Genomic DNA, 19,904 nt, shown 5'->3' with positions numbered 1-19,904 from the left:
GGTGTCCCAGGCCGCGGCCGGCTCCGGTTCCGACTCGGGGGGAGTCAGCCCCGGTTGATCGTCTCGCAGGTGTTCGTGACCCGGTCCAGGGCCGCGGGGTCTGCTGTGACGGTGTCGTTGCCGCCCCCCTCGCATTCGACGCGGTCGTAGCCGCTGTTGCGGCTGATGATGACGTCGTTGCCGTAGCCGGCGCGGAAGGTGGCCCGGAGGGGGCGGGTGGGCCAGCCGTCGGGGTCCACCAGATGGTCGTCGCCGGTACCACCGACGAGGATGTCCTGGCCGGGGCCTCCGTCGAAGTCGACGGGGATGCTGAGATCCGCCCCGGCCGCGAGTCGGTCGTCCCCGTCGCCGCCGTCGGCATGGATGCCGGTGATGCCGGCGATCGTTCCGCAGGTCGCCGTGCGCGGGCTGGTCTGGGTGCAGCCGGTGCCCGCGGTGATTCCGGCGGGGTCGGACACCCGCAGGAGGGGGGCGTTGGCGACGTAGAAGGTGACCTGGTTGGCTGCACCCGACAGCGGTTCGAACGTGACGGTCCCACCGGAGCGGGTGACCGTGCCGGTGGAGGAGCGTGCCGCGGCGGGGGTTGCGGACATCAGAGGCATGGCCAATGCGGCGGCCAGTACGGGGACGATAACGTCATGGCGCCCAAGGCCGATACACAAGCGCATTCCGGACTCCTGTCTATATGTCCTGTGTCGTCTGAAAAGCACTCTTGAATGGCCTCCAGGGGATGTCAAACGCACACACTGCGATGTGATGACTCCCGTCCCGACGTCACCACCCCGTCGCCAACGCCGCGATGAACAGCGGGATGCGAGGCTCATGGCGGATCACCGGTCACGCCCCGAGCAGGGACCCGGCGGGCACCGCGGCCGCTGACGCGGTGCGGGAAGGGCTGTTCGTGCCGCCGCCCGCACGGGGGCTGGTGGCCGGGCCGGCCTGTCGGGTGTCGCGCGATTCGTCCGCTGGCTGGACAGACCCCGTTACGGCGTAGCGCACCGCCGGATGAGGGAGCCGCGGTCCAGCGTACGCGAACGGGAGCTGGACGGAGTGAGGTTCCTCTGAACCCCAGAAAAGTTTACCGGGAGGGTCGTATTTCTGCCACGATTGCCCCGCCTTGCCTGGCCTTCGGCAGGGCGATGGGCGGGTACGGAGCGGGGGAGGCTCTGGTGGGGGCGGAAAACCTGGAGCGCGCTGTCGCGGAGGCGATCGAACGGAGCCGTCCGGTCGCGGTGGATCTGCGACGCGAGATCAACGGGCTCGTCGGCGGGCTCATGCAGGGAGTCGGGCACGAACTATCCGGCGGCTCGGCCCCGCCCGGCCCCGATGCGCTCCGCGCGTACGCCGACGACGTGGTGCGAGCCGTCGTCGGCGAGTTGGCGGAGCTGACGAAGCGTCGGCTCGGTGACGAACTCGGGACGTTCAACCTCGTCCTGTTCGGCCGCACCGGTACGGGCAAGAGCAGCCTGACCGAGGCGCTGACCCAGGGTTTCGGCGGCTCGATCTCTCCTGAGGGCGCATCCGACTGGACCACCGACGTCGCTCCTGGCCAGTGGCGCGGATGCCGCATCGTCGACACCCCGGGCACCAACGGCTGGGGGCGGACGAAGTCGCGCTCGGAGCTGGAGGAGACCGCCCGTGAGGCACTGATCTCCGCGGATGTGGTGATCCTCTGCTTCGACAGCCAGAGCCAGCAGGAGGGTGAGTTCGCCAAGGTGGCCGACTGGATCGCCGACTACGGCAAGCCGGTGGTCGCCGTCCTCAACAACCGCAGCTCGATGTGGCGCTTCCCCACCCGGGTGCCGCGGCAGGAGATCCGTCGCAGGCTCTCCCGCTCCGTCGCCGAGCACGCCGAGAACATCCGAGACGAACTCGCCCGCATCGGCTTGCACGACGTCCCGGTCGTGGCCCTCAACACCAAGCGGGCGGTGTTCGCCCGCGCCGCCCTGCCCTACCAGGGGCCCGACAAGGACAGCCTGAAGAAGCACCGGAAGGAGGCGGGTTCCATCGACGTCCTCCTCGACTGGTCGAACCTGCCGGCCCTCGAATCCCTGCTTTCCACGGCCCTCGGCCGGGACGCGGTCGGTCTGCGGCTCGGCGCGCTGGTGTCCCAGATCGGCGGGGCCTGCCGGAACGCGGACGACAGGCTCCGGGTGCATGCCGAGGAGCCCGCCCTCCGGCTCGCCGAGCAGACAGAGATCGGCATCGAACGGATGCTGACGGTCCTGGGCTCACCGGAATCGGCCTTCACGGACCCCGACCCCGCGGCGGACGGATCAGGCACGGCAAGCACGGAGGCGGGATCCGGTGCCGCGGGCGGCCGACCGGAACGGAACCCGCGCCGGGACGACGGGGGTCTGCGCGCCATCCTCGCCGAGCTGGAGCGGATGCGCGGGGGACGCTTCGAGGCACCTCCGACAGGGGAGTTCGAGCGGTACGCCGACCACACGATCCGTGCGGCACTGGCCCCGGTGCGGGACGCGGCCCAGCGGCGCGCCGACGACGTCGTCGACAGGGCCATGGCACGCAACGAGGCGGTGCCGGACAAGGTGTTCGCCGAGCGGGTCTTCGACACCGAGGAGATCGAAGCCGCCCTACAGGGGGCGCTGGAGGCGAGCGCCGCACACCTCCGGCGCCGGGTCGGCCTCGTCGTCGAGGATGCCGCAGCGGACCTGGCCGCGGTCGCGGCCGAGCGGGCCCGGGTGGAGGGCCGGGCCGGGCGGCTCCTTCGCGGCATGAGCATCGCCGCCGGTGTGGGCGGAGCGGCGGCGGGCGTCGGCAGCGCCGCCATGGCGGCCCTGGTCGCCGCCAACATCTGGAACCCGGTCGGCTGGACCATCGGCGGCATCTTACTCGCGGGTGCGGCCGCCGGCCTGATCGGGCGGGCGTTCAGCGGCTGGAGCCGCCGTCGTGCCCGCCGGCGCCAGGAGGAGGCGCTGGCACGTGCCCGAGCCGACGCCCGCAAGGCCGTGGCCGCGACCTTCGAGGGGGCTCGTACGGCGGCGGCCGATCGGGCGGGCGAGCTGGTCCGCCAGGCATTCGCCGAACGGGTCGGCGCCGCCGTGCAACAGGGTGTCGAACTGCGCCGCGTCGCGGAGTCCGCGGCGCACCGCCGGGAGTTGCTGCGGAATACGGCTGCGGGTCTGCCAGACCCCGCGGATCCGGCGGCAGTGCTGCGCGAGACTGCCCTCGCGTGCGAGGCCGCCACCGGCCTTGCCGGGAATGAGGCGGCCGCACACCTGTGGCTCGGCGAGTCCTGGTGTACCGAGAAACAGGGCACCGGAGAGGCGCCGTCGCGGCCGTCCGGACCGGCGCAGTCCATTGCCCAGCCCGGATTCCCGGAGTGGACGCGAGGGGCAGCCGAGGGGCCGTTCACCATGCCGGCCCCGGGATCGGGCCGCGGCTGGCTGCGGGAGACCCGCCGCCGGCTGCGCGAGCGCACCGCCGTCGGCTCCGAGGACCACACCCAAGCGGCCGAAGCCGCCGAGGCTGCTGCCGTCGACGCCGGCGTCGACGAGGTGCTGGCACAGCTCGGCAGGCTCGCGGCCGACGCCCGGCCCCGGGTCCTGGTGTGCGGGGACTACAACAGCGGCAAGTCCTCCTTCATCCGGCGCCAACTGGTGGACGCCGAGACGGATCCAGATGGACTCCCCGCCGTCGCCGCCGTGCCGCAGACCGCCGAGCCGACCCCGTACGAGATCGATGGAGTTGTGTTCATCGACAATCCCGGTTTTCAGAGCGGACGGAAAGCGCACCGTGCGGCGGCGCACAGCGCGGTGCCGGATGCCGCCGCCGTCCTCTACCTGTTCCCGCCGAACCTGGTCGTGGGCAAACGCGACGACCTCGACCTTGTCCTCGACGGGGACCCGGAACGGCACCTGCAGGGGAAGCTCGACCGGACCGTCCTGATCATCAACCGTTCTGACCAGATCGGCCCCGATCCGTTCGACGCACCCGTGGAGTTCGCCCTGCGCTGCGCCCGCAAGCGCGTGGAACTCGCGCAGGCCCTGGACCGGACGGCGCCGCCCGGTTCCGGGCGGCCCCCGGTGGACCCGGACCGCGTCGTGTGCGTGTCCGCCGACCCCTACGGCTACCACGGCAGCTGCAGGGAAGACTTCGACCCGCACCGCCACTGGGACGGCATGGACGTCCTGGCCGAGGCACTGGAGGAACTGCGGCCAGGTCTGGACGCGAACGGCGTCGACGTGTCCGTACTGCACGGCGGACTCGCGCGGTTCGGCGCCGTGCTGCGAAACGCCGAGGCCGAGGAGCGTACGGCACACGAACGGGCCGACCAGCTCGACCGGCTGCGCGCAGACGTCGTGGACCGGTTCCGCGAGGGCCTTGCCATCCGGCAGGTACGGGCCGCGCGCCTTACCGACCTGGTGGTCGAGTTCCTCAACCGCGGACTGGAGAAGGCACTGCGCAACGGCAACCCCGAGGAGCGCAAGGCGCTCGCCGAGCGCCTCGACCGGTGGACGGAGGACCCGGACCTGCAGGCGGTCGTCGAGCAGTGGTGGGCCGAGTCGGCCGACGAGATCGCGGTCTGGCGGCGGCGCACCGCCCACTCCTTCCGCCGCCGCCTGGGATCCAAGGCGTTCGCCCGGACGTTCCCGGAGACCGGCGCCGTGGAGGACCTCCGCTTTCTGAACGGCCACCCGCGCGGCGAGCGCCGCAGGAAGGCCGCCCAGGGGTTCGGCCGGGTGGGGGCACTGATCGGGAAGGCCGCCGACGGCCCGGTGATCGCCCGGGTGGCGACGTGGCTCGGCCGGAGCCTGGAGCCGGCCGCGCTCGCGCGCGGGGCGGTGCTGATGTCGAGGGCGGGAATGGTCCTGTCCGTGGTCGGCAGTGTCGTTGACGTCTACAGCCTGGTCCGCGATGTGAGGGAGGACCAGGAACTGGCCCAGGGTCGGCTGGCGGTGTCGGTGGCCCTGCGGGAGTCCGGCGCCCGGTGGGCCGAGGTGATCACGGACGGAACCGAGGACGAACCCGGCCTGCTGTCCGGGCTCGACGACGACTGCGAGGAACTGAGCGCCCGAGCCAAGGAGATCGACGAGCGCGCGGCCGTGCACACCCGGACCACGGACGCGCTGCGGGACAGGATCGGCACCATCCGGCAAGTGATCGCCGACGCGTTCGCTCGCCTGGGCCACGAGCCCGTCGGCCACTCAGCACGGCAGCACACAGAGGGGGAGCAATGACCGAGACCGACACCGAGATCGAGATCGAGATCCAGAGCGGGACCGCGACCTCGTCCGTCAACGGGGCGGAAACCGGCAGCACCGGGGAGTGGATCGACCGGATCCGCGGCGCGGTGCGCACCGTCGCCGGGAAGGGCGTCACGGACGAGGTCACGGCCCTGTGGGACGGGTTCAGGCACAGCACGGCCGTGCGGGTGACCGTCTACGGCCCCTACAACGCTGGCAAGTCGAGTCTGGTCAAGCGCCTGCTGGTGGAGGACGGGACGGCCGTGCCGTCCTGGCTGACGATCGGTGCCCGTCCCGAGACCTTCGTCGTCGGCCGGGAGACCAGCGCCGGGATCGAATACTCCGACACCCCGGGCATCTCCGCCGGTCACCCCGAGCACGAGACCGCCGCCGACAACGCGCTCGGTGTCACCGACGCCCTGCTCGTCGTGCTCCCGCCCCAGCTGGCCACCACTGGCGTGGAGCACATCCGCGCCGTGGCCACCGGCGCCTTCTTCGGGCCAAAGGCGTCGCGGCTGTTCCCGGCGGGCGCACTGCTGCTGGCGGTGGGGCGGATGGACGAGGCGGGCATCGATCCGCAGGACAATCCGGACGCGTACCGGCGGCTGTGCGCCCGTAAACGCGATGAGCTGGCCGTGCTCCTGGCCCGCGGCACGGGCGACGGCCTGCCGCCGGACGACGTGCCGGTCCACCTGGTCGCCGCCGACCCCTATGGTCTCGGTGTGTTCGACGGGCCGACCGGGGACTGGGACGGCATCGCCGGGCTCCGCGCGGACCTGACCGCGCTCGTCGACCACATCCCGGAGCTGCGCGCCGCCGCCGAGGTACGGCTCTGGAGCCGGGTCGCAACGCAGGCGCTGGACGAGGCTGGGAACGAGCGGACACAGACCCGGCTCGCGGCAGACGAGGCACGCCGGGAACTGGCGCAGCTCGCCGCCGTCACCACGGAGCTGGATGGCGTCGTCGCCGCCGCCCGCGCTGAACTTCGGGCCTCGGTCCACGAATTGCTCAGCTCCGCGGTCGAGAACCTGCACGGGGCGGACGAAGCCGCGATCCGGGCCGAGGCGGAGGGCGGCCTCGGCAAGGTCATGGCCGGGTGGTCCACCCGCTGGGGCGCCGAGCTAGACCGCCTGGTGCGCCAGACGGACACCGAACTGGCCGCCCGGGCCCAGCGCGCCGCCGCGTCGGCTTTCCAGCATTTCGTCGGCACGCTCACCGACCCACCGGTCCTGCGCACACCGCAGGCCGCGGCGAAGACCGGGGAGCGCAGCCTCGACCTCGTCCTGCGCGAACTGCGCGGTCAGGTCCGCTGGGTGGTCCGTGGCCTCTACCAGAGCCGCCAGGAGAAGAACCTGGGCATGTCGTTCGACCGGGCCGTGGCGGAACTGGGACACGTGGACAATCTCGCTGGCCAGCGGCGCAAGCTCCGTCACTACTACCGCAGCGGCGTCGGGTTTGCCGACGCCGAGCACGCCGACCAGGCGCGGGCCTCGCTCCAGCGGATGAAGATCTTCGACGCGGTGCTTCCGCACGTTCTCGAACTCGGCACCCTCGTCTTCCGCGAGATCCGGGGCGCCCGCCTGGAGGCCAGGGAGGCGGAGCGGCGCAGCGAACTCCGCGGCAGGCTCGACAAGACCGCCGACACGATCGTGGACCGCGTGCTCGGCACCGGCGAGGACGGAGCGGACTTCGGCTGGAGCCTGGCGATCGCGGAGATCTGGACCGGTCTCGACGAACTGGCCCGGCCGCTGAGGTCGATGACGGACGTCCTCGACGCGCGCGGGAAGGAACTGGAGGCCGGCGCGGCCGATCTGACCACCCTGCTGGAGCGGGCCCCGGCACGCGCGCACACGGCGTGGGACGGGCGGGTAGGACCGGAGGAGGAAGGGGGAGGCCGATGACACCGGGGGAAGCGGGACGGGACGGCCCGGAGGGGTACGAGACCGCCTGGCGCGTGGTGCGCTCGCTGCGCCGAGTGCCGGAGTGGCGGCTCACCCCGGCGCAGTGGGAGGCGGTCGGCGCCGCGGTACGGGACATCGCCGGGCTCTGGTACGGGGAGGACCGGCGGGGCCTGCGGGCGGCGGTGGGCCGACTGGAACTGGCCGGGCCCCGGATGGTGGTGACCAAGCACCAGGACGAACCCCTGAGGCCTCCGCCGGTGGGGCTCCCGGACGAGCTGAACGAACTGGTGACCTGCATCGTGGCGGAGGCCGGCGAGCCCACCGGGGCCCGTGTCGCGTCGCCGGATGGCGGTGCGGAGACGGACGGACGGTGAACCGTTGACCGTCGTGGTGCTGCGCCAGGCCCTGCTCGACCACGAGTTCTTCCACGTCGGGGCGCGCGGCCTGGAGGAACGGGCGGCCACCGGGGTGCGGGGGGCGTGGGACGAGTGCGGACGGTCGGGCATGGACCGGCCGGTGCCCGGCGTACCGTCGACCGATATGGGGCCGCTGCCCGGCGGACCCGCCGACGGCTATCGGGTGCTAGCCGCCCGGCAACAGGAGGGCGACGGCATCCGGCAAGCGCTGCTGTACCAGACCCACGACGTGCTGGGAGCAGCCGTCCTGCTGGCGCCGGACGGTGGCGGAACCCCCGGCAGCGAGCCCTCCTGGCGGCTGCTGGAGACCGCCCGTCCCCCAGCAGCCGCACCCGGAGGCATGGGCGCGGCCCGGGTGCTGCTCGGGATCACCGCGTACCCGCTGTCCACGGGGGACGACCTCGCCCGAGTGGGCGCGCTGCTGCCGGACCTGGTGGCCGGAGCGCGTTTGGGCCGGTGGCAGTACGACGGCTGGCCCACCGGCCAGGGGTTCGCCGTCTGGGAGATACCGCAGGACACCGATCCCGCCGCTGCGGCACCGCCGAGACGCCGTCTGGTGGTGCTCGCCCCCGTCGCCTTGGAACGGGAACTGGACGCCTGGGCCTGGCGCTGAGGCACCCCGGGGCAGGTGGAGGCTCGATTTCATGTAAGGATCGAGTCATGGCACGACCTTCCCGTTACCCGCTTGAGCTGCGCCGTCGTGCGGTGCGCATGGTCGCCGAGGTGCGCGACGACTACCCGAACGAGACGGCCGCTTTGCAGGCGGTGACCGAGAAGCTCGGCATCGGCTCCCGTGAGACGCTGCGGAACTGGGTGAAGCAGCACGAGATCGACGCGGGGCAGCGTCCGGGGACGACGACGGAGGAATCGGCCCAGCTCAAGGCGTTGAAGAAGGAGAACGCCGAGCTGAAGCGGGCCAACGAGATCCTCAAGGCGGCGGCGAGTTTCTTCGCGGCCGAGCTCGACCGGCCACACACACGCTCGTAGCGTTCATCGACGAGCACCGGGACCGCTTCGGCGGCGTCGAGCCGATCTGCAGGACGCTCACCGAGCACGACTGCAAGATCGCCCCTTCCACCTATTGATCAGAAACTCATGGGGTTCTCGTTCAGGACGTAGCGGACGTGTGGGCCGCCGAAGTAGCCGCGGAGGATGTGGGGCTGTCGCCGGCGTCTGCGGAAGAAGCGGCGGGTCTCGGCGGCGAGTTCGGCCTGGTTCCGGGCCCGGTGCTGCTTGGGCAGGCTGTGCTTGAGGTCGGCGTTGACCAGCTCGTCGGGGTTCAGCTCGGGCGAGTACGGCGGCAGGAAGTGCAGTTCGACCTCGTCGGGGTGGGCGGCGAGCCAGTTGCGGACCTTCTTCGAGCGGTGGGCGGAGTGCCCGTCGACCACGAGGTGGATCTTGTGGTCGAAGTGGCCGGCGAGCCGGTCCAGGAAGCGGCACATCACCTCGGCGGTGAAGCTCTCGGTGAAGACCATGAAGTGCATCCGGCCCTTCGTGCTGATCGCCGACATGGCGTTCACCGAGAACCGGTTCCCGGTCCGCCGCACCACGGGTGTCCTGCCCTTCTCACCCCAGGTGCGGCCGGTGACCTGGTCGGAGCGGATGCCGACCTGGTCGGCGAAGAGGATCTCGCCGCCGTCCTTCTTCGCCTTCGCGCGGATCTGCGGCCAGGTCTCCTCGTGCCGGCGCCGGACGGCCTGCGGGTCCTGCTCGACGGCCCGCTTCTCCGGCCGCTGGAAGGACAGTCCCCACCGTTTCAGGTACTTGCCCACCCCGGGCTCGGTCAGCCGCACCCGGTACAGCTTCACGATCAGCTCGCCCACCAGCCGCCGCGTCCACAACTGCCCGGAAAGCCCCACGTCACAGGGCCGGTGATCCAGCACCGCCTGCCGCACCGCGCCCTGCTCCGCCTCCGGGAGCACCTGATGCACCCCGACCGGCTTGCCCCGGGGCCGCATGACCAGCGCCTCCCGGCCACCGGCCTGCCACTTCGCCCACCAGCCGTCCACCGCCTTCAGTGACACCCCGAACAGCGCCGCCACGTCCTCACGGTCCCGCCCCGCCACCAACGCGGCCACCGCCCGCAGCCGCAGGGCCTCCTGCGCCGACGGCGACAGATGTCGCGCGTCCCCCACCAGATCGCTCACACACCACCAACGACCCAGAACCCGAACCGTTTCTGATCAATAGCAGCCTTGTCAGGGCGTCGGCCGAGGAACTACCGGGATCCGGCTGGTAGACGATGATCACCTGGTCCTCGGCACCGGCGATGGTGAGGGTCTGGCGGCGCAGGATGAGGAGGCCGGCGTCGGGGTGGTCGAACCGCTTGATCTCGTTGCGGGACGGGCGTACGTCGTGCCGGCCCCACAACAAGCGGAATTCGTCGTTGCGCTGCAAATCGGCCACGAGTGCGGCAGTCCGGAGGTCGCGCGGATCGGCCGCTGTCCGCAGGGCCGCGACCGTCTGCTCGGCGATGTCCGGCCAGTCCGGGAACAAGCTGCGGGCGGCAGGGTCGCAGAACACGTCGCGGACGAGGTTGTGACCGGGGTGGTACATCGGGGCGAGCACCGTGGCTGCCTTGTTGGCCATCAGCACGTCGAAACAACGGTCGCGGACATACGCCGGAGTGCTGCCCCACGAATCCAGCAATTGCTGCACCTCGACGCGGGCCTCGCTGGGCCGCCGCGGCTCGGATGGCGGGGCGGCAAGGGCGTGCAGGTGGGCCGCGGCGTCCTGGTCGAGGCGCAGCGCCGTCGCCAACGCGTCCACGACCTGGGGGGACGGGCTGCGGTCGACGCCTTGTTCCAGCCGTGTCAGGTACTGGACGGAGACGCCGGCCAGCCGCGCGAGCTCATCGCGACGCAGTCCGGGCACTCGGCGCCGGCCGTAGGTCGCAAGCCCCACCTCACCCGGGCGCACGCGAGCCCGGCGCGCCTGGAGGAACTGTCCGAGAAGGTTGTCGCGTGTCATCGCCTGTCGAGGGTATCCCTGCCAGGGTGCTGGCTGGGGATGTTGCTCTGCCGCATGGTCGAGGCCATGAAGACATGGTTCATCACCGGGGCGTCGCGCGGCTTCGGACACATCTGGGTGACGGCGGCGCTCAAGCGCGGTGACCGGGTCGCCGCGACGACGCGCCAGCCCGAGACGCTCCAGGGCCTGGCCGAGACCTACGGCGACCGCTTCCTGCCGATCGTGCTGGACGTGACCGACCGTGCTCAGGTCTTCGCCGCGGTCGACCGCGCCGCGGAAGCCTTCGACGGCCTGGACGTGGTCGTCAACAACGCTGGCTACGGCCTGTTCGGCATGATCGAGGAAACCACCGAGGAGCAGGCCCGGGCCCAGATCGAGACCAACCTGTTCGGCCCGCTCTGGGTCACCCAAGCCGCTCTGCCGGTCATGCGGACGCAGGGCAGCGGGCACCTCGTCCAGGTCTCCAGCATCGGCGGCATCGCCGCCTTCCCTGCACTGGGCCTCTACAACGCCTCCAAGTGGGCCCTTGAGGGGATGAGCGAAGCCCTGTCCCAAGAGGTCGGCCCGCTCGGTATCAAGGTGACGATCATCGAGCCAGGGCCGTACGACACCGACTGGGCCGGGGCGTCGGCGGCGCACACCACCCCGATGGCGGCCTACGAGCCGATCCGGCACGCCCGCCGGGCTGGCGCCACCGCGCGTGCACCGCGCGACCCGTCGGTCACCGCGGACGTCGTCCTCAGCCTGGTCGATCTGCCCGAACCGCCGCTGCGGCTGTTCCTCGGCAGCTACCCGTACCCGGTCGCCGAGCGGGCCTACCAGCAGCGGCTCGCCACCTGGCAACAATGGCGCGAGCTGGGCGAGACGACATGACCTACCCGGCTGCATCCTCACCCAGCCGCCCCATCCCCAGCGTGGGGGAAGTAGCAGACAAGCGGGGCCGGCCCGTCGCCGGGGACGAGACGACCGATGAACACCGGGTACGGGGGTTCAGGTCGTTCGGCAAGTCCAAGGACCACCGTGATGACCTGCCGCAGGTCGTGATCGGGATGGCCGTCCCTCGCACCGGCATCCCGGTGCGCGTGTGGTCCTGGCCCGGCTGCACCAGCGACTCGGCGCTGATCGGGCAGGCCAAGGACGACCATCCCCTCGTGGCGTGGAGCCCGTGATTGCAGGGGAAGTCGGGATTCATGGGGTCCAAGAAGAAGCCGCCGTACGACGCCGAGTTCCGTGAGGGCGCGGTGCGCATCGTGGTCGAGACCGGGAGGTCGGCCGGCGAGGTCGCCGAGGAGCTCGGCATCAACCCGGGCACGCTGCACAGCTGGGTGTCGCGGTGGCGGCGCAACGGGACGACGTCCTCGGACCGGCCCGTACGACCGACAGCCGCCAGTGGCGGTGGCGGTCGGGTGCGGGAGGCCGAGCGGGCCGAGCTGGAGCGGCTGCGCCGGGAGGTCGGGGAGAAGAACAAGCGGATCCGGGAGCTGGAGATGGGGCGTGATGTCTTCAAGCGATGCATGGCCCTCTGGGTGAAGTGACCGAGAACGCTCCGGAGGTGGTGGTCGCCTTCATCGGTGACCAGAGGGTCGAGTACGGCGTCCCGCACCGGGTGTCCTGCCGGGTGGTCGGGGTGGGCGAGGCATGGTTCTACAAATGGCGCCGGCGCCCCGACGAGCCGACGAGACGCGAGGTCAGGAGGGCGAGGCTGGAGGAGCGGATCATCCACTTCTTCACCGGGTCCGGCGGCACCTACGGCTCGCCGAGGATCACTTTGGACCTGTGGGCGGAAGGCTGGCAGGTGTCGGTGAACACGGTTGCGGAGATCATGGCCGAGCTCGGTCTGCAGGGCCGCAAGCCGCCCGGGCGGCGGTCGCTGACCCGGCAGGGCAAGCGGGAGGCTGCCCCTGACCTGGTGCATCGCCGTTTCGACGCGGTGGCCCCGGACGTGCTCTGGTACGGCGATATGACGGAGATCGAGACCGGTGAGGGCAAGATCTGTCTGGCCACGGTCATCGATGCGTTCTCGCGCCGTTGCCCCGGCTACGCCATGGGCGAGCACCATGACGCGGCTCTGGTCGGGGCGTCGTTGAAGATGGCCACCGCGACGCGCGGCGGCCGAAGGGACGGGACGATCTTCCACAGCGACAGGGGAAGTGAGTACACGTCAGAGGCGTACAACACCCTGTGTGACCGCCTGGGCGTGGTGCAGTCCATGGGGCGGGTGGGGTCGGCGCTGGACAACGCGGCCGCGGAGTCGTTCAACTCGCTGCTCAAGGTCGAGTACATCCACCGGCACCAATTCGCCACCCGCATCGGGGCCCGCCTGAAGATCGCCACCTGGATCACCGGGTTCCACAACCCGCGACGCAGGCACAGCGCGGCCGGCGGCCTGCCGCCGGAGGAGTTCGAACGGACCATCACCGAAGCACGCAAGAAGAGCGACCAGAGGTGCAAGGCCGCATAGGAGAGGTCTCTACGAAACCAGGGGATTGACAGCACAACAACTCGCCGCGATCGCCGGGCACGACCCCACCCTCCCGTAGTCCCCACCAAGATCGACGAGTTATTGATCGGCAGGCCCCTGGGGGGAGGGGGAACGGCATCCGCAACAGCAACGAACGTGGCACGGCCCTGCACCCGGTGTGGGTGCAGGGCCGCTGTGATCACAGTGATTTGCTGCTAGATGATGTGCACTTTCTCGATCGTGCCGTCCTTGCTGCGAAGCAGCAGTTCCTTGTCGTTCTCCGATTGCGTGAGCACGAAGTCGTAGATCTGGACAGCCCGGTTGAGGATGTCCGTCTTGGACATGCCGGTGACGGTCATGATGTGCGTGAGCGCACGGAGAGTTTGAACGATCAAGGTCACCGTGAACCGCTCGTTCTCGACCGGACGCTCGGTGCTTGCGGCTGAGTCTCGCGGCACGAAAGCCCCTTTCCTTGCTGCCAGTTGCTCCTTGAATGAGTTCCTCGACGGGTCTCCGACGCCGGTCAGGGCAGGCAAGCCCCGTCGAGGAGGCACCCTCATCATTCCACGCGTGAGACCTATAAGACACCAGGAACGTAGCCTTTCTTCACCTCAACTGTGATGCTTGCGCCGCAAGACGCTACAGTGTGTTCTCAGCATCGGGCGCACCGTGACCGTCGGGGCGTCAAATTGCCTGTTCAGGAAGGTGGTTACCTACCCCGAACACCTTCCGATGGGCATTGCGGCCTCATGCTGCTGGAGCGCACTGAACGAGAGGATCAGGTACGGGTGGACCACACCTCAGATGCACAGCCGTGGTCTTCGGGTGAGTTCCCGAGTGAGGCATCCACGTCCGATGCCTTCGTCTTCGTCTGCGTAGAGCGCGAGAGCGTGGAAAAGCCCACGCACGCCTCCTGGGCCTTCGTCCGCGTAGTACCCGAGATCGCGGACGAGCCCTCATCCAAGTCCCGTTTGGTCATCTGGCTTGAGCTCGACGCCGACCCGAACGCATCTTCGGTTCCGATCCAGCCTGCACAGTGATCACAAACTCAGCACTCGCGAGAGAGAACATGCCGACCTGGTTCTGGTTGCTGGCCTTCGGCCTTCTGGCCCTGGCCTTCTTCATCTCGTTGTCGATCAGCTTGATGGCCTTCATCAACACCAACGCGGACTCCTCGAAGTCCGTTCACGATGCCATCGCCGCTGCCGGCAGCGCCTTCGTCAAGATGTTCACCTTGACGCTGATCACCTTTGGGTTCGTCTTGACTCTCATCGGGGTCCCGCTGAAGGTCTTCGCGGACGACGCCGCCGCCTCCCCGCCGCCGAGGAACTCCAGTCCTCCGCCCCAACGGCTCTGAGTCCGGCTACGGTGGCGACCGTGAGCGATGCGACGCAGTCGGCCGACGGCGGTGGCGAGTGCGGTGTGCAGCCGGTGGACGAGGCGCTGGTGGCCTCGCTGAGGGAGCAAGGTGAAGGCGGGGCACGGGCGCTGGGGCTGCTGAGCGACGCGTACCGGATGCTGACCGACGACCGTTACGAGCAGCCGGGAGAGATCGCGGAGTCGTGCGTGCGCGGCGCCGTCGACGCCCTGCTGAAGCTGCCCGGCGGGGGCACACCCCGCGGCCTGAAGAGTACGGCCAGGGACCTGCTGAAGGCGGTGGACGCCTACCGGCCCGACAGCCGCCGGGATCCGCAGCAGGCACTGCAGCGTATGCGACAGGCCGCCGACGAACTGCGCGTCGAGCTTGATATGCCCGGCGGCTACCACCGGCGCCGGGCCAAGGGCGTGGCCGAGCGGGTGATGGACCAGCGCCTGGGCGCCGCACAGGGAAACGCCCTGGACGCATGGGGCAAGCTGTACGCAGTCACCTCCAACGTGGTCCACGGCAGCGCCTCGCAGCAGGCCGCCGCCCGCTACCGGCAAGTGGTGCGTCTGGCACGGGAGGTGTTCGTCCCGCTGCCCGGCCGCGCCGAGCAGGTCCTGGAACTGGCTGAGCGGCAGGAGCCGACGGCCCAGGACGCGGCGATGCTGGCCCAGTGGGCGGATCCGCGCGCCACCCGCTATTTCTTCCTCTCCAGGCCGGCCGCCGCCTGGCTGGAGCTGCTGGACGACATTCTGCTGATGCCCGACACCAGCACCTCTGCCGGGAGCTGGCCGGCCGCCCCCTACCTCGACCACCTCACCGAGACCGCCCCAGGCCGGGTAAGGCAGTGGCTGGCCGACCACGCCGCAGCAGCGGCCGCGGCAGGTCCGGACGCGACGGCCGCCCTGCTGCGCTTGGCCGCCCGGCCGGGCATCGGCCTGACCCGCGAGATCCGCGCGGTCATCACGGACCTGACCAAACCCGAGCGCGATCCGCGGACCACGCACGGCTGGCTGCTGCGCCTGGCCGCCGACTGGGCCAAGGACATCCCCCTCACCGACCGCGACGAGGACTGGATCCGCACGGTAGAAGGCATTCTGCGCGCCGCCGTACGCGCCGAGCACGCCACCGACCAGGAGATCAGGGCCGCAGCCCGGAACGACAGCCTCACCGACGACGAGGCACAAGAACGCCTTGCTGCGCTGTCCGCCCACCGCCTGTCCGACTGGGACACCGGGCAGCTGCTCGCCGCCCTCGTACACACCGCCCACCCTCCCCGAGGCAGGGGCGCCGGGGACAGGCCCATGCCCACGACCGCGCCGCATCCGCAGACGCGTACGATCCGCTACATACTCGCCGCACTGCTGCGCCTGGACACCGAACTCACCGACTACGCCTCCCGGCATGCGGTCGTCTTCCGCCGGGACCTGGCCGAGGTGTCCCTGCAGCATCCGGAGGCCTTCGTGGGCCTCGTGATCGCGCGCGCCGTACTCGACCTGGCCGCCGATGACGCGCGCGCCGACGTCGCCCTGGCCGAGCGGACCGAGGCATTCACGGGAAGACAGCTTTCCCAGACCGACCCAAGACTGCGGGACCGGCTGCTGGCCGCCCACCTCGAGCAGACCGGGCCCGACACCCTTACCCCGGATTCCACAAGGGCGGCGGCTGCATGGTGGTGGCCTGCCACGCTGCGGTGACACACCCTTCCTCCCAATGCCACCACCCCTTGGCATCGCCATGTTCCAAGAGCTTCCGTATCCGAGGCAGGTCGGCATCCGGCGGAACATCGAGAGCCACCATCCGGAACTGCTCGATCCCCTCGCCGGTCGTGCCCAGGCGGTGGAACGTCTCCAGCACGGTCTGCCGAGCAGCACCCGAGCCACCGTCCTTCAGGACGATCAGCCGGATGGTGCAGTTCTCCGAAGCCCGCACCGTCTCACCGGCCCAGCGGACACCTTCCACGTCGATCTCCACCCGGATGATGTCGTCACCGGCGACTCCGCGTACGAACCAAGGAGTGTTGTCCAGGCGCACGGTGCCGTTCCCGAGGTCCACCGCCCACAAGCTCTCCACACTCGCCGGCGGCCAACCGTCCTCATCCACCTCCAGCCGGAAATGAACCTTCACATGGTCGTCCCTGACGCTCGTCACGGCACCATCATCCACAGCCACGGCCCTGCTGGGGAACGATCACCTCACGAACGGAGAACGATCTTCAAGCCCCCGCGTCGCCCCTGGTCAAAGTCTCTCGTGAACCCTCCGTGGGCAAGACCGTCAAACGCGCCGAATCGATCAAGGAACACCGGGCCCGCCGAGGATAAATGCCAAGATCAGAGCGCGTTCCGATCGGCCGCTGGAGCACCGGGCCGGTGCGGTGGCTGATGAGCGGGATCGGGAGCGGGAGCGGGGCGTGCTGCTCGGCGCGGGCCTGGACAGCCGGGCCTTCCGGGTGGACCGGCCTGGCCGGGGCCCGCCCGGGCGATGTCCGTCAGCCCGTGGGCATGCCGATCCGGTTGCGTTCGAGTGCCGAGCGCAGCTTCACGAAGGCCTGGGCGGCGGCCGACACCGAGGCACTGTCCAAGGTGTCGCCGATCAGTTCGGCCAGTGCCTCGGCGAGGGTCTCCTGCGCGGCGTCGACGAGCCGCGTGCCGTCGTCGGTCAGGGCCAGCAGCGAGGACCTGCGGTCGGCCGGGTTCGGCTGCCGGACGGCCCATCCCTGTCTCTCCAAGCGGTCGACGCCCTTGCTGGTGGCCCCGATACCGATGGCGAACTCGGCTGCGATGTCCGCCACACGGGCTCCGGGGTGGTCGCGCAGGAAGCGCAGGGACTCGAACTGCGAGGTGGTGATCCCGTGCCGTGTGCGGAGGCGGTCGTTCAGCGCGTTGTAGAGGCGTGTCTCGCACCGCACGAGGTCGGCGAAGAAGCCCGGCAGGTCGATCTGGCCACCGCCCGATGTGTATTCCATGGCATATAGTGTACTGGAAGCTACTTCTGGCGGGAGAACAGCCATGAGCAAGGCGCAGCGCGCCGAGGTCGACGCGATGCTGCGGCAGCCGCAGCCCGGGGGACCGCGGTCGGTCGAGGAGATGAGGGCGGGCTTCAGGGCGCTGATGGCCCGGATGACCGTGCCCGACGGCATCCGCACCACCCGGACGGCACTCGGCGGCCGACCCGCCCTGCGGGTCGAGCCGGACAACGGGCCCCGCGCCGGGTCGATCCTGTATTTCCACGGCGGCGGCTTCGTGTTCGGCTCCCCCGAGACCGCCCTGTCGCTGACGGGACACCTCGTGGCCAGGACCGGTTCAGCGGCCTACTCGGTGGACTACCGGCTCGCCCCCGAGCACCCGTTCCCGGCCGCGATCGACGACACCCTGAGTGCCTACCGTGACCTCCTCGACCGCGGCGAAGACCCCTCGGCCATCGTGTTCGCCGGGGACTCCGCCGGCGGCGGCCTCACCGTCACCACCTGCCTCGCCGCCCGTGACGCGGGCCTCCCGCTGCCCGCCGCGATCGTGGCGTTCTCCCCGGGCCTCGATGCCACCCGCACGGGCGAGAGCATGGGTACCAAGGAAGGCATCGACCCGGTCTTCACCCGCCAGGCGGTCGAACACACCGGGGCCATGTATCTCGCCGGCGCCGACCCTCGCCAGCCCCTGCTCAGTCCGGCTGTCCTGGCCGACCTGACCGGCTTTCCCCCCATGCTGATCCAGGTGGGCACCAACGAGATCCTGCTGGACGACTCCACGCGCCTCGCCGCGCGTGCGAGGTCGGTCGGCGTGGACGTCGTCCTGGACGTCACCGCCGACGTGCCGCACGTGTTCCAGGCGTTCGCCGGTGTCCTGGACGAGGCCGACGAGGCGCTGGACCGCGCGGCTCTCTTCCTCGGCCAGCGCATCCGCGCCGCGGGCACGGTGCGCACATCGGCAGAGCAGGAGAGGGCACGTCGGCGGTCCGCCGTCAGCCGGCGGGCCACGGGCTCTTCAGGGACGTGCCCCCGGTGAGCGGTCGGTGCTCGCGCGCGGGTCCAGCGACGCCCCGATGGCGTCCTGCCAGGAGCGCAGGTAGGCCGCATAGCCCGAGGCGAACTCCTCCAAGTGCCGCCGGCCGGCGTCGGTGAGTGCGGTGAGTTCGTAGGTGACGGTCACGCGACTGCCGGGGCTGGGGTTTTCGGCGGAGTCGAGGGCGACGGTGACGGTCCCGGCGTTCCGGTGCGGGACGACGCGTGCGTAACGGATGCTGCGGCCCGGTACCCGGTCGACGACCATCCAGGTGGTGGTGCAGCCCTCCGCGTGCGTCTCGAAGACGGTTCCGGGCGCCGTGTCGTCGATCTGGTCGATGGCTGCGGCTGCCGGGAATCGCGGCGCCCACCCCGGCGCCCAGTCCTCTTCGCCGCGCGGGGTGAACAGGCGGAATGCCTGGTCTGGCGGGAGAGCGACGTGCAAGGTGCCGGCGAGCCGATGCCCGGCCCCGGATTCGCCGGTCACTGCTTCTCCTCGAGTTTGTGTGCGTGCGCCGCGGTGAGGGTGAGGCCGTAGACCGCTTTGAGCTGCTCGATCTTGGCCTGTGTCTCGGGGGAGAAGGGAGTCTTTCCCTCGAAGGCGTGCAGGGCGATTCCCTCGACCAACTCGCCCACGGGCATGTCGAGGTACTCGGCCAGAGCCTTGAGCACCTTCAGGGTGTTGCGCTCGATCCGCAGACCGGTCTGCACTCTCGTAATAGGTACCATGGTAACAAGATAACAGCGGGTGGGCCTTCGAGGGCGGATCCGGCAGACCGGGCCGAGGCCCGTTGCACATGGGGTCGAGGCCGTGGACGATCGGACGACCAGGAGAGCCGACATCGAGGGGGCGACGTGCGATTTGCCGGAGCCGTGCGACAGCCTCCGGCCCGTTCGGCGGTCGCACCGAAACCGTCCAAGCCGGGCCCGGGACGGCCTCCGGGCTCGAAGAACACACACCGAGCCAAGCGCCACGACGTGGGCAAGACCGTCAAACGCGCCGAGTCGATCAAGGAACATCAAGCCCGCCGAGGATAAACGCCAAGCTCGGCGAGCAGTCGATGTGATCCGGTTGCCTGTTGTTGACCTGGGTTGATCAGTTTGCCTGTATGGCTCGTCTGTCGGGTGAGGTCGTGTTTCGGGGGACCGGGCAGGTTGGTACTGGTCAGCTGCGGGTGTTGTGGCCTGGGTTTTTGTCAGGTTCGGGGATCTTTGCCCAGTTCTTGTCGTCTTTCCTGTGTATTGGTCAGATCCGTTGAGTGCCGGTATGTGATGTGATTCTGAGGATCATGCTGCTCGGCTTAAGGGCAGCTACCGGCACGTCAGTGGTCTTCTCCGTCAGGAACGCACTCGATGCGGAGGCCGGTGACCGCGCGGCAGCCTCGCTCCTGGCCTTCGCCGCATGACTCGTTAGCCGTCGGAAATCCTCACCGGTTCCGGGCAGTTCCGGCTCAGGCCGGTCCGCGTCCACTGCCGCGAACTCCACGCGCTCATCCCCGGCTTCGACAGTTGGTGGGCACACGTTCGGGTCTGATCGAGCGTCTTTGCTGCTGAGCGAGTTGAGACTGGTCCAGACCGGTTGATAGTGC

The 19,904-nt window shown here is 70.2% G+C and carries 21 protein-coding genes and 1 pseudogene; 13 read left to right on the top strand and 9 right to left on the bottom strand.

Annotation, left to right across the window (positions count from 1 at the left end):
* Positions 1-44 precede the first annotated feature (44 nt).
* Positions 45-593, bottom strand: a complete 549-nt coding sequence (locus ABZ862_RS36080) for a hypothetical protein (protein ID WP_360968054.1) — start codon at positions 591-593, stop codon at positions 45-47.
* Between the two features lie 576 nt (positions 594-1,169).
* Here ABZ862_RS36080 and ABZ862_RS36075 point away from each other — a divergent pair.
* The 5 genes and pseudogenes from ABZ862_RS36075 to ABZ862_RS36055 all read left to right on the top strand — a co-directional run.
* Entirely contained in the window at positions 1,170-5,201 is a 4,032-nt protein-coding gene (locus tag ABZ862_RS36075) for a GTPase (protein ID WP_360968051.1), read from the top strand.
* Positions 5,198-7,108, top strand: a complete 1,911-nt coding sequence (locus ABZ862_RS36070; protein ID WP_360968048.1) for a GTPase domain-containing protein — start codon at positions 5,198-5,200, stop codon at positions 7,106-7,108. The genes ABZ862_RS36075 and ABZ862_RS36070 overlap by 4 nt, the downstream gene beginning before the upstream one ends.
* Positions 7,105-7,482 (top strand): CATRA system-associated protein, encoded by a 378-nt coding sequence (locus ABZ862_RS36065; RefSeq protein ID WP_360968045.1) that lies wholly within the window; start codon positions 7,105-7,107, stop codon positions 7,480-7,482. Before ABZ862_RS36070 ends, ABZ862_RS36065 begins: the two co-directional genes overlap by 4 nt.
* Before the next feature lie 13 nt (positions 7,483-7,495).
* On the top strand, positions 7,496-8,137 hold the full coding sequence (locus ABZ862_RS36060) for a CATRA conflict system CASPASE/TPR repeat-associated protein (RefSeq protein ID WP_360968130.1): 642 nt from the start codon (positions 7,496-7,498) through the stop codon (positions 8,135-8,137).
* 47 nt (positions 8,138-8,184) lie between these two features.
* Positions 8,185-8,606 (top strand): annotated as a pseudogene (locus ABZ862_RS36055) (transposase); the annotation flags it as partial.
* 3 nt (positions 8,607-8,609) lie between these two features.
* Here the strand turns inward: ABZ862_RS36055 and ABZ862_RS36050 are convergent.
* Together ABZ862_RS36050 and ABZ862_RS36045 are read right to left on the bottom strand one after the other, a co-directional pair.
* Positions 8,610-9,671, bottom strand: a complete 1,062-nt coding sequence (locus ABZ862_RS36050) for an IS630 family transposase (RefSeq protein WP_360968042.1) — start codon at positions 9,669-9,671, stop codon at positions 8,610-8,612.
* Positions 9,571-10,494, bottom strand: a complete 924-nt coding sequence (locus ABZ862_RS36045) for a helix-turn-helix domain-containing protein (RefSeq protein WP_360968040.1) — start codon at positions 10,492-10,494, stop codon at positions 9,571-9,573. Before ABZ862_RS36045 ends, ABZ862_RS36050 begins: the two co-directional genes overlap by 101 nt.
* A gap of 66 nt (positions 10,495-10,560) precedes the next feature.
* On the opposite strand from ABZ862_RS36045, the gene ABZ862_RS36040 reads away from it, so the two are divergent.
* The 4 genes from ABZ862_RS36040 to ABZ862_RS36025 are packed head-to-tail and all read left to right on the top strand — an operon-like array spanning position 10,561 to position 12,955.
* Positions 10,561-11,367: an SDR family NAD(P)-dependent oxidoreductase gene (locus tag ABZ862_RS36040; protein WP_360968037.1), complete on the top strand. Its 807-nt coding sequence runs from the start codon at positions 10,561-10,563 to the stop codon at positions 11,365-11,367.
* A 41-nt stretch (positions 11,368-11,408) separates the two neighbouring features.
* On the top strand, positions 11,409-11,663 hold the full coding sequence (locus ABZ862_RS36035) for a hypothetical protein (RefSeq protein WP_360968034.1): 255 nt from the start codon (positions 11,409-11,411) through the stop codon (positions 11,661-11,663).
* Between the two features lie 21 nt (positions 11,664-11,684).
* Positions 11,685-12,029: a transposase gene (locus ABZ862_RS36030; RefSeq protein WP_360968032.1), complete on the top strand. Its 345-nt coding sequence runs from the start codon at positions 11,685-11,687 to the stop codon at positions 12,027-12,029.
* On the top strand, positions 12,026-12,955 hold the full coding sequence (locus ABZ862_RS36025; RefSeq protein WP_360968029.1) for an IS3 family transposase: 930 nt from the start codon (positions 12,026-12,028) through the stop codon (positions 12,953-12,955). The genes ABZ862_RS36030 and ABZ862_RS36025 overlap by 4 nt, the downstream gene beginning before the upstream one ends.
* Before the next feature lie 215 nt (positions 12,956-13,170).
* Here the strand turns inward: ABZ862_RS36025 and ABZ862_RS36020 are convergent, their stop codons facing one another.
* Positions 13,171-13,413, bottom strand: a complete 243-nt coding sequence (locus ABZ862_RS36020; protein WP_360968025.1) for a hypothetical protein — start codon at positions 13,411-13,413, stop codon at positions 13,171-13,173.
* 291 nt (positions 13,414-13,704) lie between these two features.
* On the opposite strand from ABZ862_RS36020, the gene ABZ862_RS36015 reads away from it, so the two are divergent.
* The 3 genes from ABZ862_RS36015 to ABZ862_RS36005 are packed head-to-tail and all read left to right on the top strand — an operon-like array spanning position 13,705 to position 16,015.
* Positions 13,705-13,995 carry a hypothetical protein gene (locus tag ABZ862_RS36015; RefSeq protein ID WP_360968022.1) on the top strand — a complete coding sequence of 97 codons (291 nt, stop codon included), beginning with the start codon at positions 13,705-13,707 and terminating at the stop codon, positions 13,993-13,995.
* 29 nt (positions 13,996-14,024) lie between these two features.
* Positions 14,025-14,312 (top strand): hypothetical protein, encoded by a 288-nt coding sequence (locus ABZ862_RS36010; RefSeq protein WP_360968019.1) that lies wholly within the window; start codon positions 14,025-14,027, stop codon positions 14,310-14,312.
* A gap of 20 nt (positions 14,313-14,332) precedes the next feature.
* Positions 14,333-16,015 carry a hypothetical protein gene (locus ABZ862_RS36005; RefSeq protein ID WP_360968017.1) on the top strand — a complete coding sequence of 561 codons (1,683 nt, stop codon included), beginning with the start codon at positions 14,333-14,335 and terminating at the stop codon, positions 16,013-16,015.
* On the opposite strand, the gene ABZ862_RS36000 is transcribed toward ABZ862_RS36005, so the two are convergent.
* Both ABZ862_RS36000 and ABZ862_RS35995 read right to left on the bottom strand, forming a co-directional pair.
* Positions 15,957-16,469: a DUF4265 domain-containing protein gene (locus ABZ862_RS36000; RefSeq protein ID WP_360968015.1), complete on the bottom strand. Its 513-nt coding sequence runs from the start codon at positions 16,467-16,469 to the stop codon at positions 15,957-15,959. The two genes, ABZ862_RS36005 and ABZ862_RS36000, sit on opposite strands and share 59 nt — an antisense overlap.
* A 337-nt stretch (positions 16,470-16,806) precedes the next feature.
* The gene (locus ABZ862_RS35995) at positions 16,807-17,283 is read right to left on the bottom strand and encodes a MarR family transcriptional regulator (protein WP_360968013.1); all 477 of its coding nucleotides are present in this window, start codon (positions 17,281-17,283) and stop codon (positions 16,807-16,809) included.
* 43 nt (positions 17,284-17,326) lie between these two features.
* Here ABZ862_RS35995 and ABZ862_RS35990 point away from each other — a divergent pair, with 43 nt between their 5' ends.
* Positions 17,327-18,319 (top strand): alpha/beta hydrolase, encoded by a 993-nt coding sequence (locus tag ABZ862_RS35990; RefSeq protein WP_360968010.1) that lies wholly within the window; start codon positions 17,327-17,329, stop codon positions 18,317-18,319.
* Here ABZ862_RS35990 and ABZ862_RS35985 read toward each other — a convergent pair.
* The 3 genes from ABZ862_RS35985 to ABZ862_RS35975 form a co-directional block, all read right to left on the bottom strand.
* On the bottom strand, positions 18,299-18,802 hold the full coding sequence (locus ABZ862_RS35985) for an SRPBCC family protein (RefSeq protein WP_360968008.1): 504 nt from the start codon (positions 18,800-18,802) through the stop codon (positions 18,299-18,301). The two genes, ABZ862_RS35990 and ABZ862_RS35985, sit on opposite strands and share 21 nt — an antisense overlap.
* Positions 18,799-19,044, bottom strand: a complete 246-nt coding sequence (locus ABZ862_RS35980; RefSeq protein ID WP_360968005.1) for a hypothetical protein — start codon at positions 19,042-19,044, stop codon at positions 18,799-18,801. The genes ABZ862_RS35985 and ABZ862_RS35980 overlap by 4 nt, the downstream gene beginning before the upstream one ends.
* 517 nt (positions 19,045-19,561) lie before the next feature.
* A partial coding sequence (locus tag ABZ862_RS35975) for a hypothetical protein (RefSeq protein ID WP_360968002.1) occupies positions 19,562-19,904 on the bottom strand: 343 nt, incomplete at its 5' end.

Origin of the sequence: Streptomyces sp. NPDC047000 (assembly GCF_040644295.1) — a bacterium.
Lineage (GTDB): Bacteria > Actinomycetota > Actinomycetes > Streptomycetales > Streptomycetaceae > Streptomyces.
The sequence above is the reverse complement of the archived record's forward strand: the minus strand, read 5'-3'. Positions and strand labels throughout refer to the sequence as shown.

Bases quoted from the DNA above. Each gene is read 5' to 3' on its own strand.
- ABZ862_RS36015 (WP_360968022.1), top strand. From the start codon at position 13,705: ATGCTGCTGGAGCGCACTGAACGAGAGGATCAGGTACGGGTGGACCAC.
- ABZ862_RS36080 (WP_360968054.1), bottom strand. From the start codon at position 593: ATGTCCGCAACCCCCGCCGCGGCACGCTCCTCCACCGGCACGGTCACC.
- ABZ862_RS35990 (WP_360968010.1), top strand. From the start codon at position 17,327: ATGAGCAAGGCGCAGCGCGCCGAGGTCGACGCGATGCTGCGGCAGCCG.
- ABZ862_RS36065 (WP_360968045.1), top strand. From the start codon at position 7,105: ATGACACCGGGGGAAGCGGGACGGGACGGCCCGGAGGGGTACGAGACC.
- ABZ862_RS35995 (WP_360968013.1), bottom strand. From the start codon at position 17,283: ATGGAATACACATCGGGCGGTGGCCAGATCGACCTGCCGGGCTTCTTC.
- ABZ862_RS35980 (WP_360968005.1), bottom strand. From the start codon at position 19,044: ATGGTACCTATTACGAGAGTGCAGACCGGTCTGCGGATCGAGCGCAAC.
- ABZ862_RS36030 (WP_360968032.1), top strand. From the start codon at position 11,685: ATGGGGTCCAAGAAGAAGCCGCCGTACGACGCCGAGTTCCGTGAGGGC.
- ABZ862_RS36045 (WP_360968040.1), bottom strand. From the start codon at position 10,494: ATGACACGCGACAACCTTCTCGGACAGTTCCTCCAGGCGCGCCGGGCT.
- ABZ862_RS36040 (WP_360968037.1), top strand. From the start codon at position 10,561: ATGAAGACATGGTTCATCACCGGGGCGTCGCGCGGCTTCGGACACATC.
- ABZ862_RS36070 (WP_360968048.1), top strand. From the start codon at position 5,198: ATGACCGAGACCGACACCGAGATCGAGATCGAGATCCAGAGCGGGACC.
- ABZ862_RS36010 (WP_360968019.1), top strand. From the start codon at position 14,025: ATGCCGACCTGGTTCTGGTTGCTGGCCTTCGGCCTTCTGGCCCTGGCC.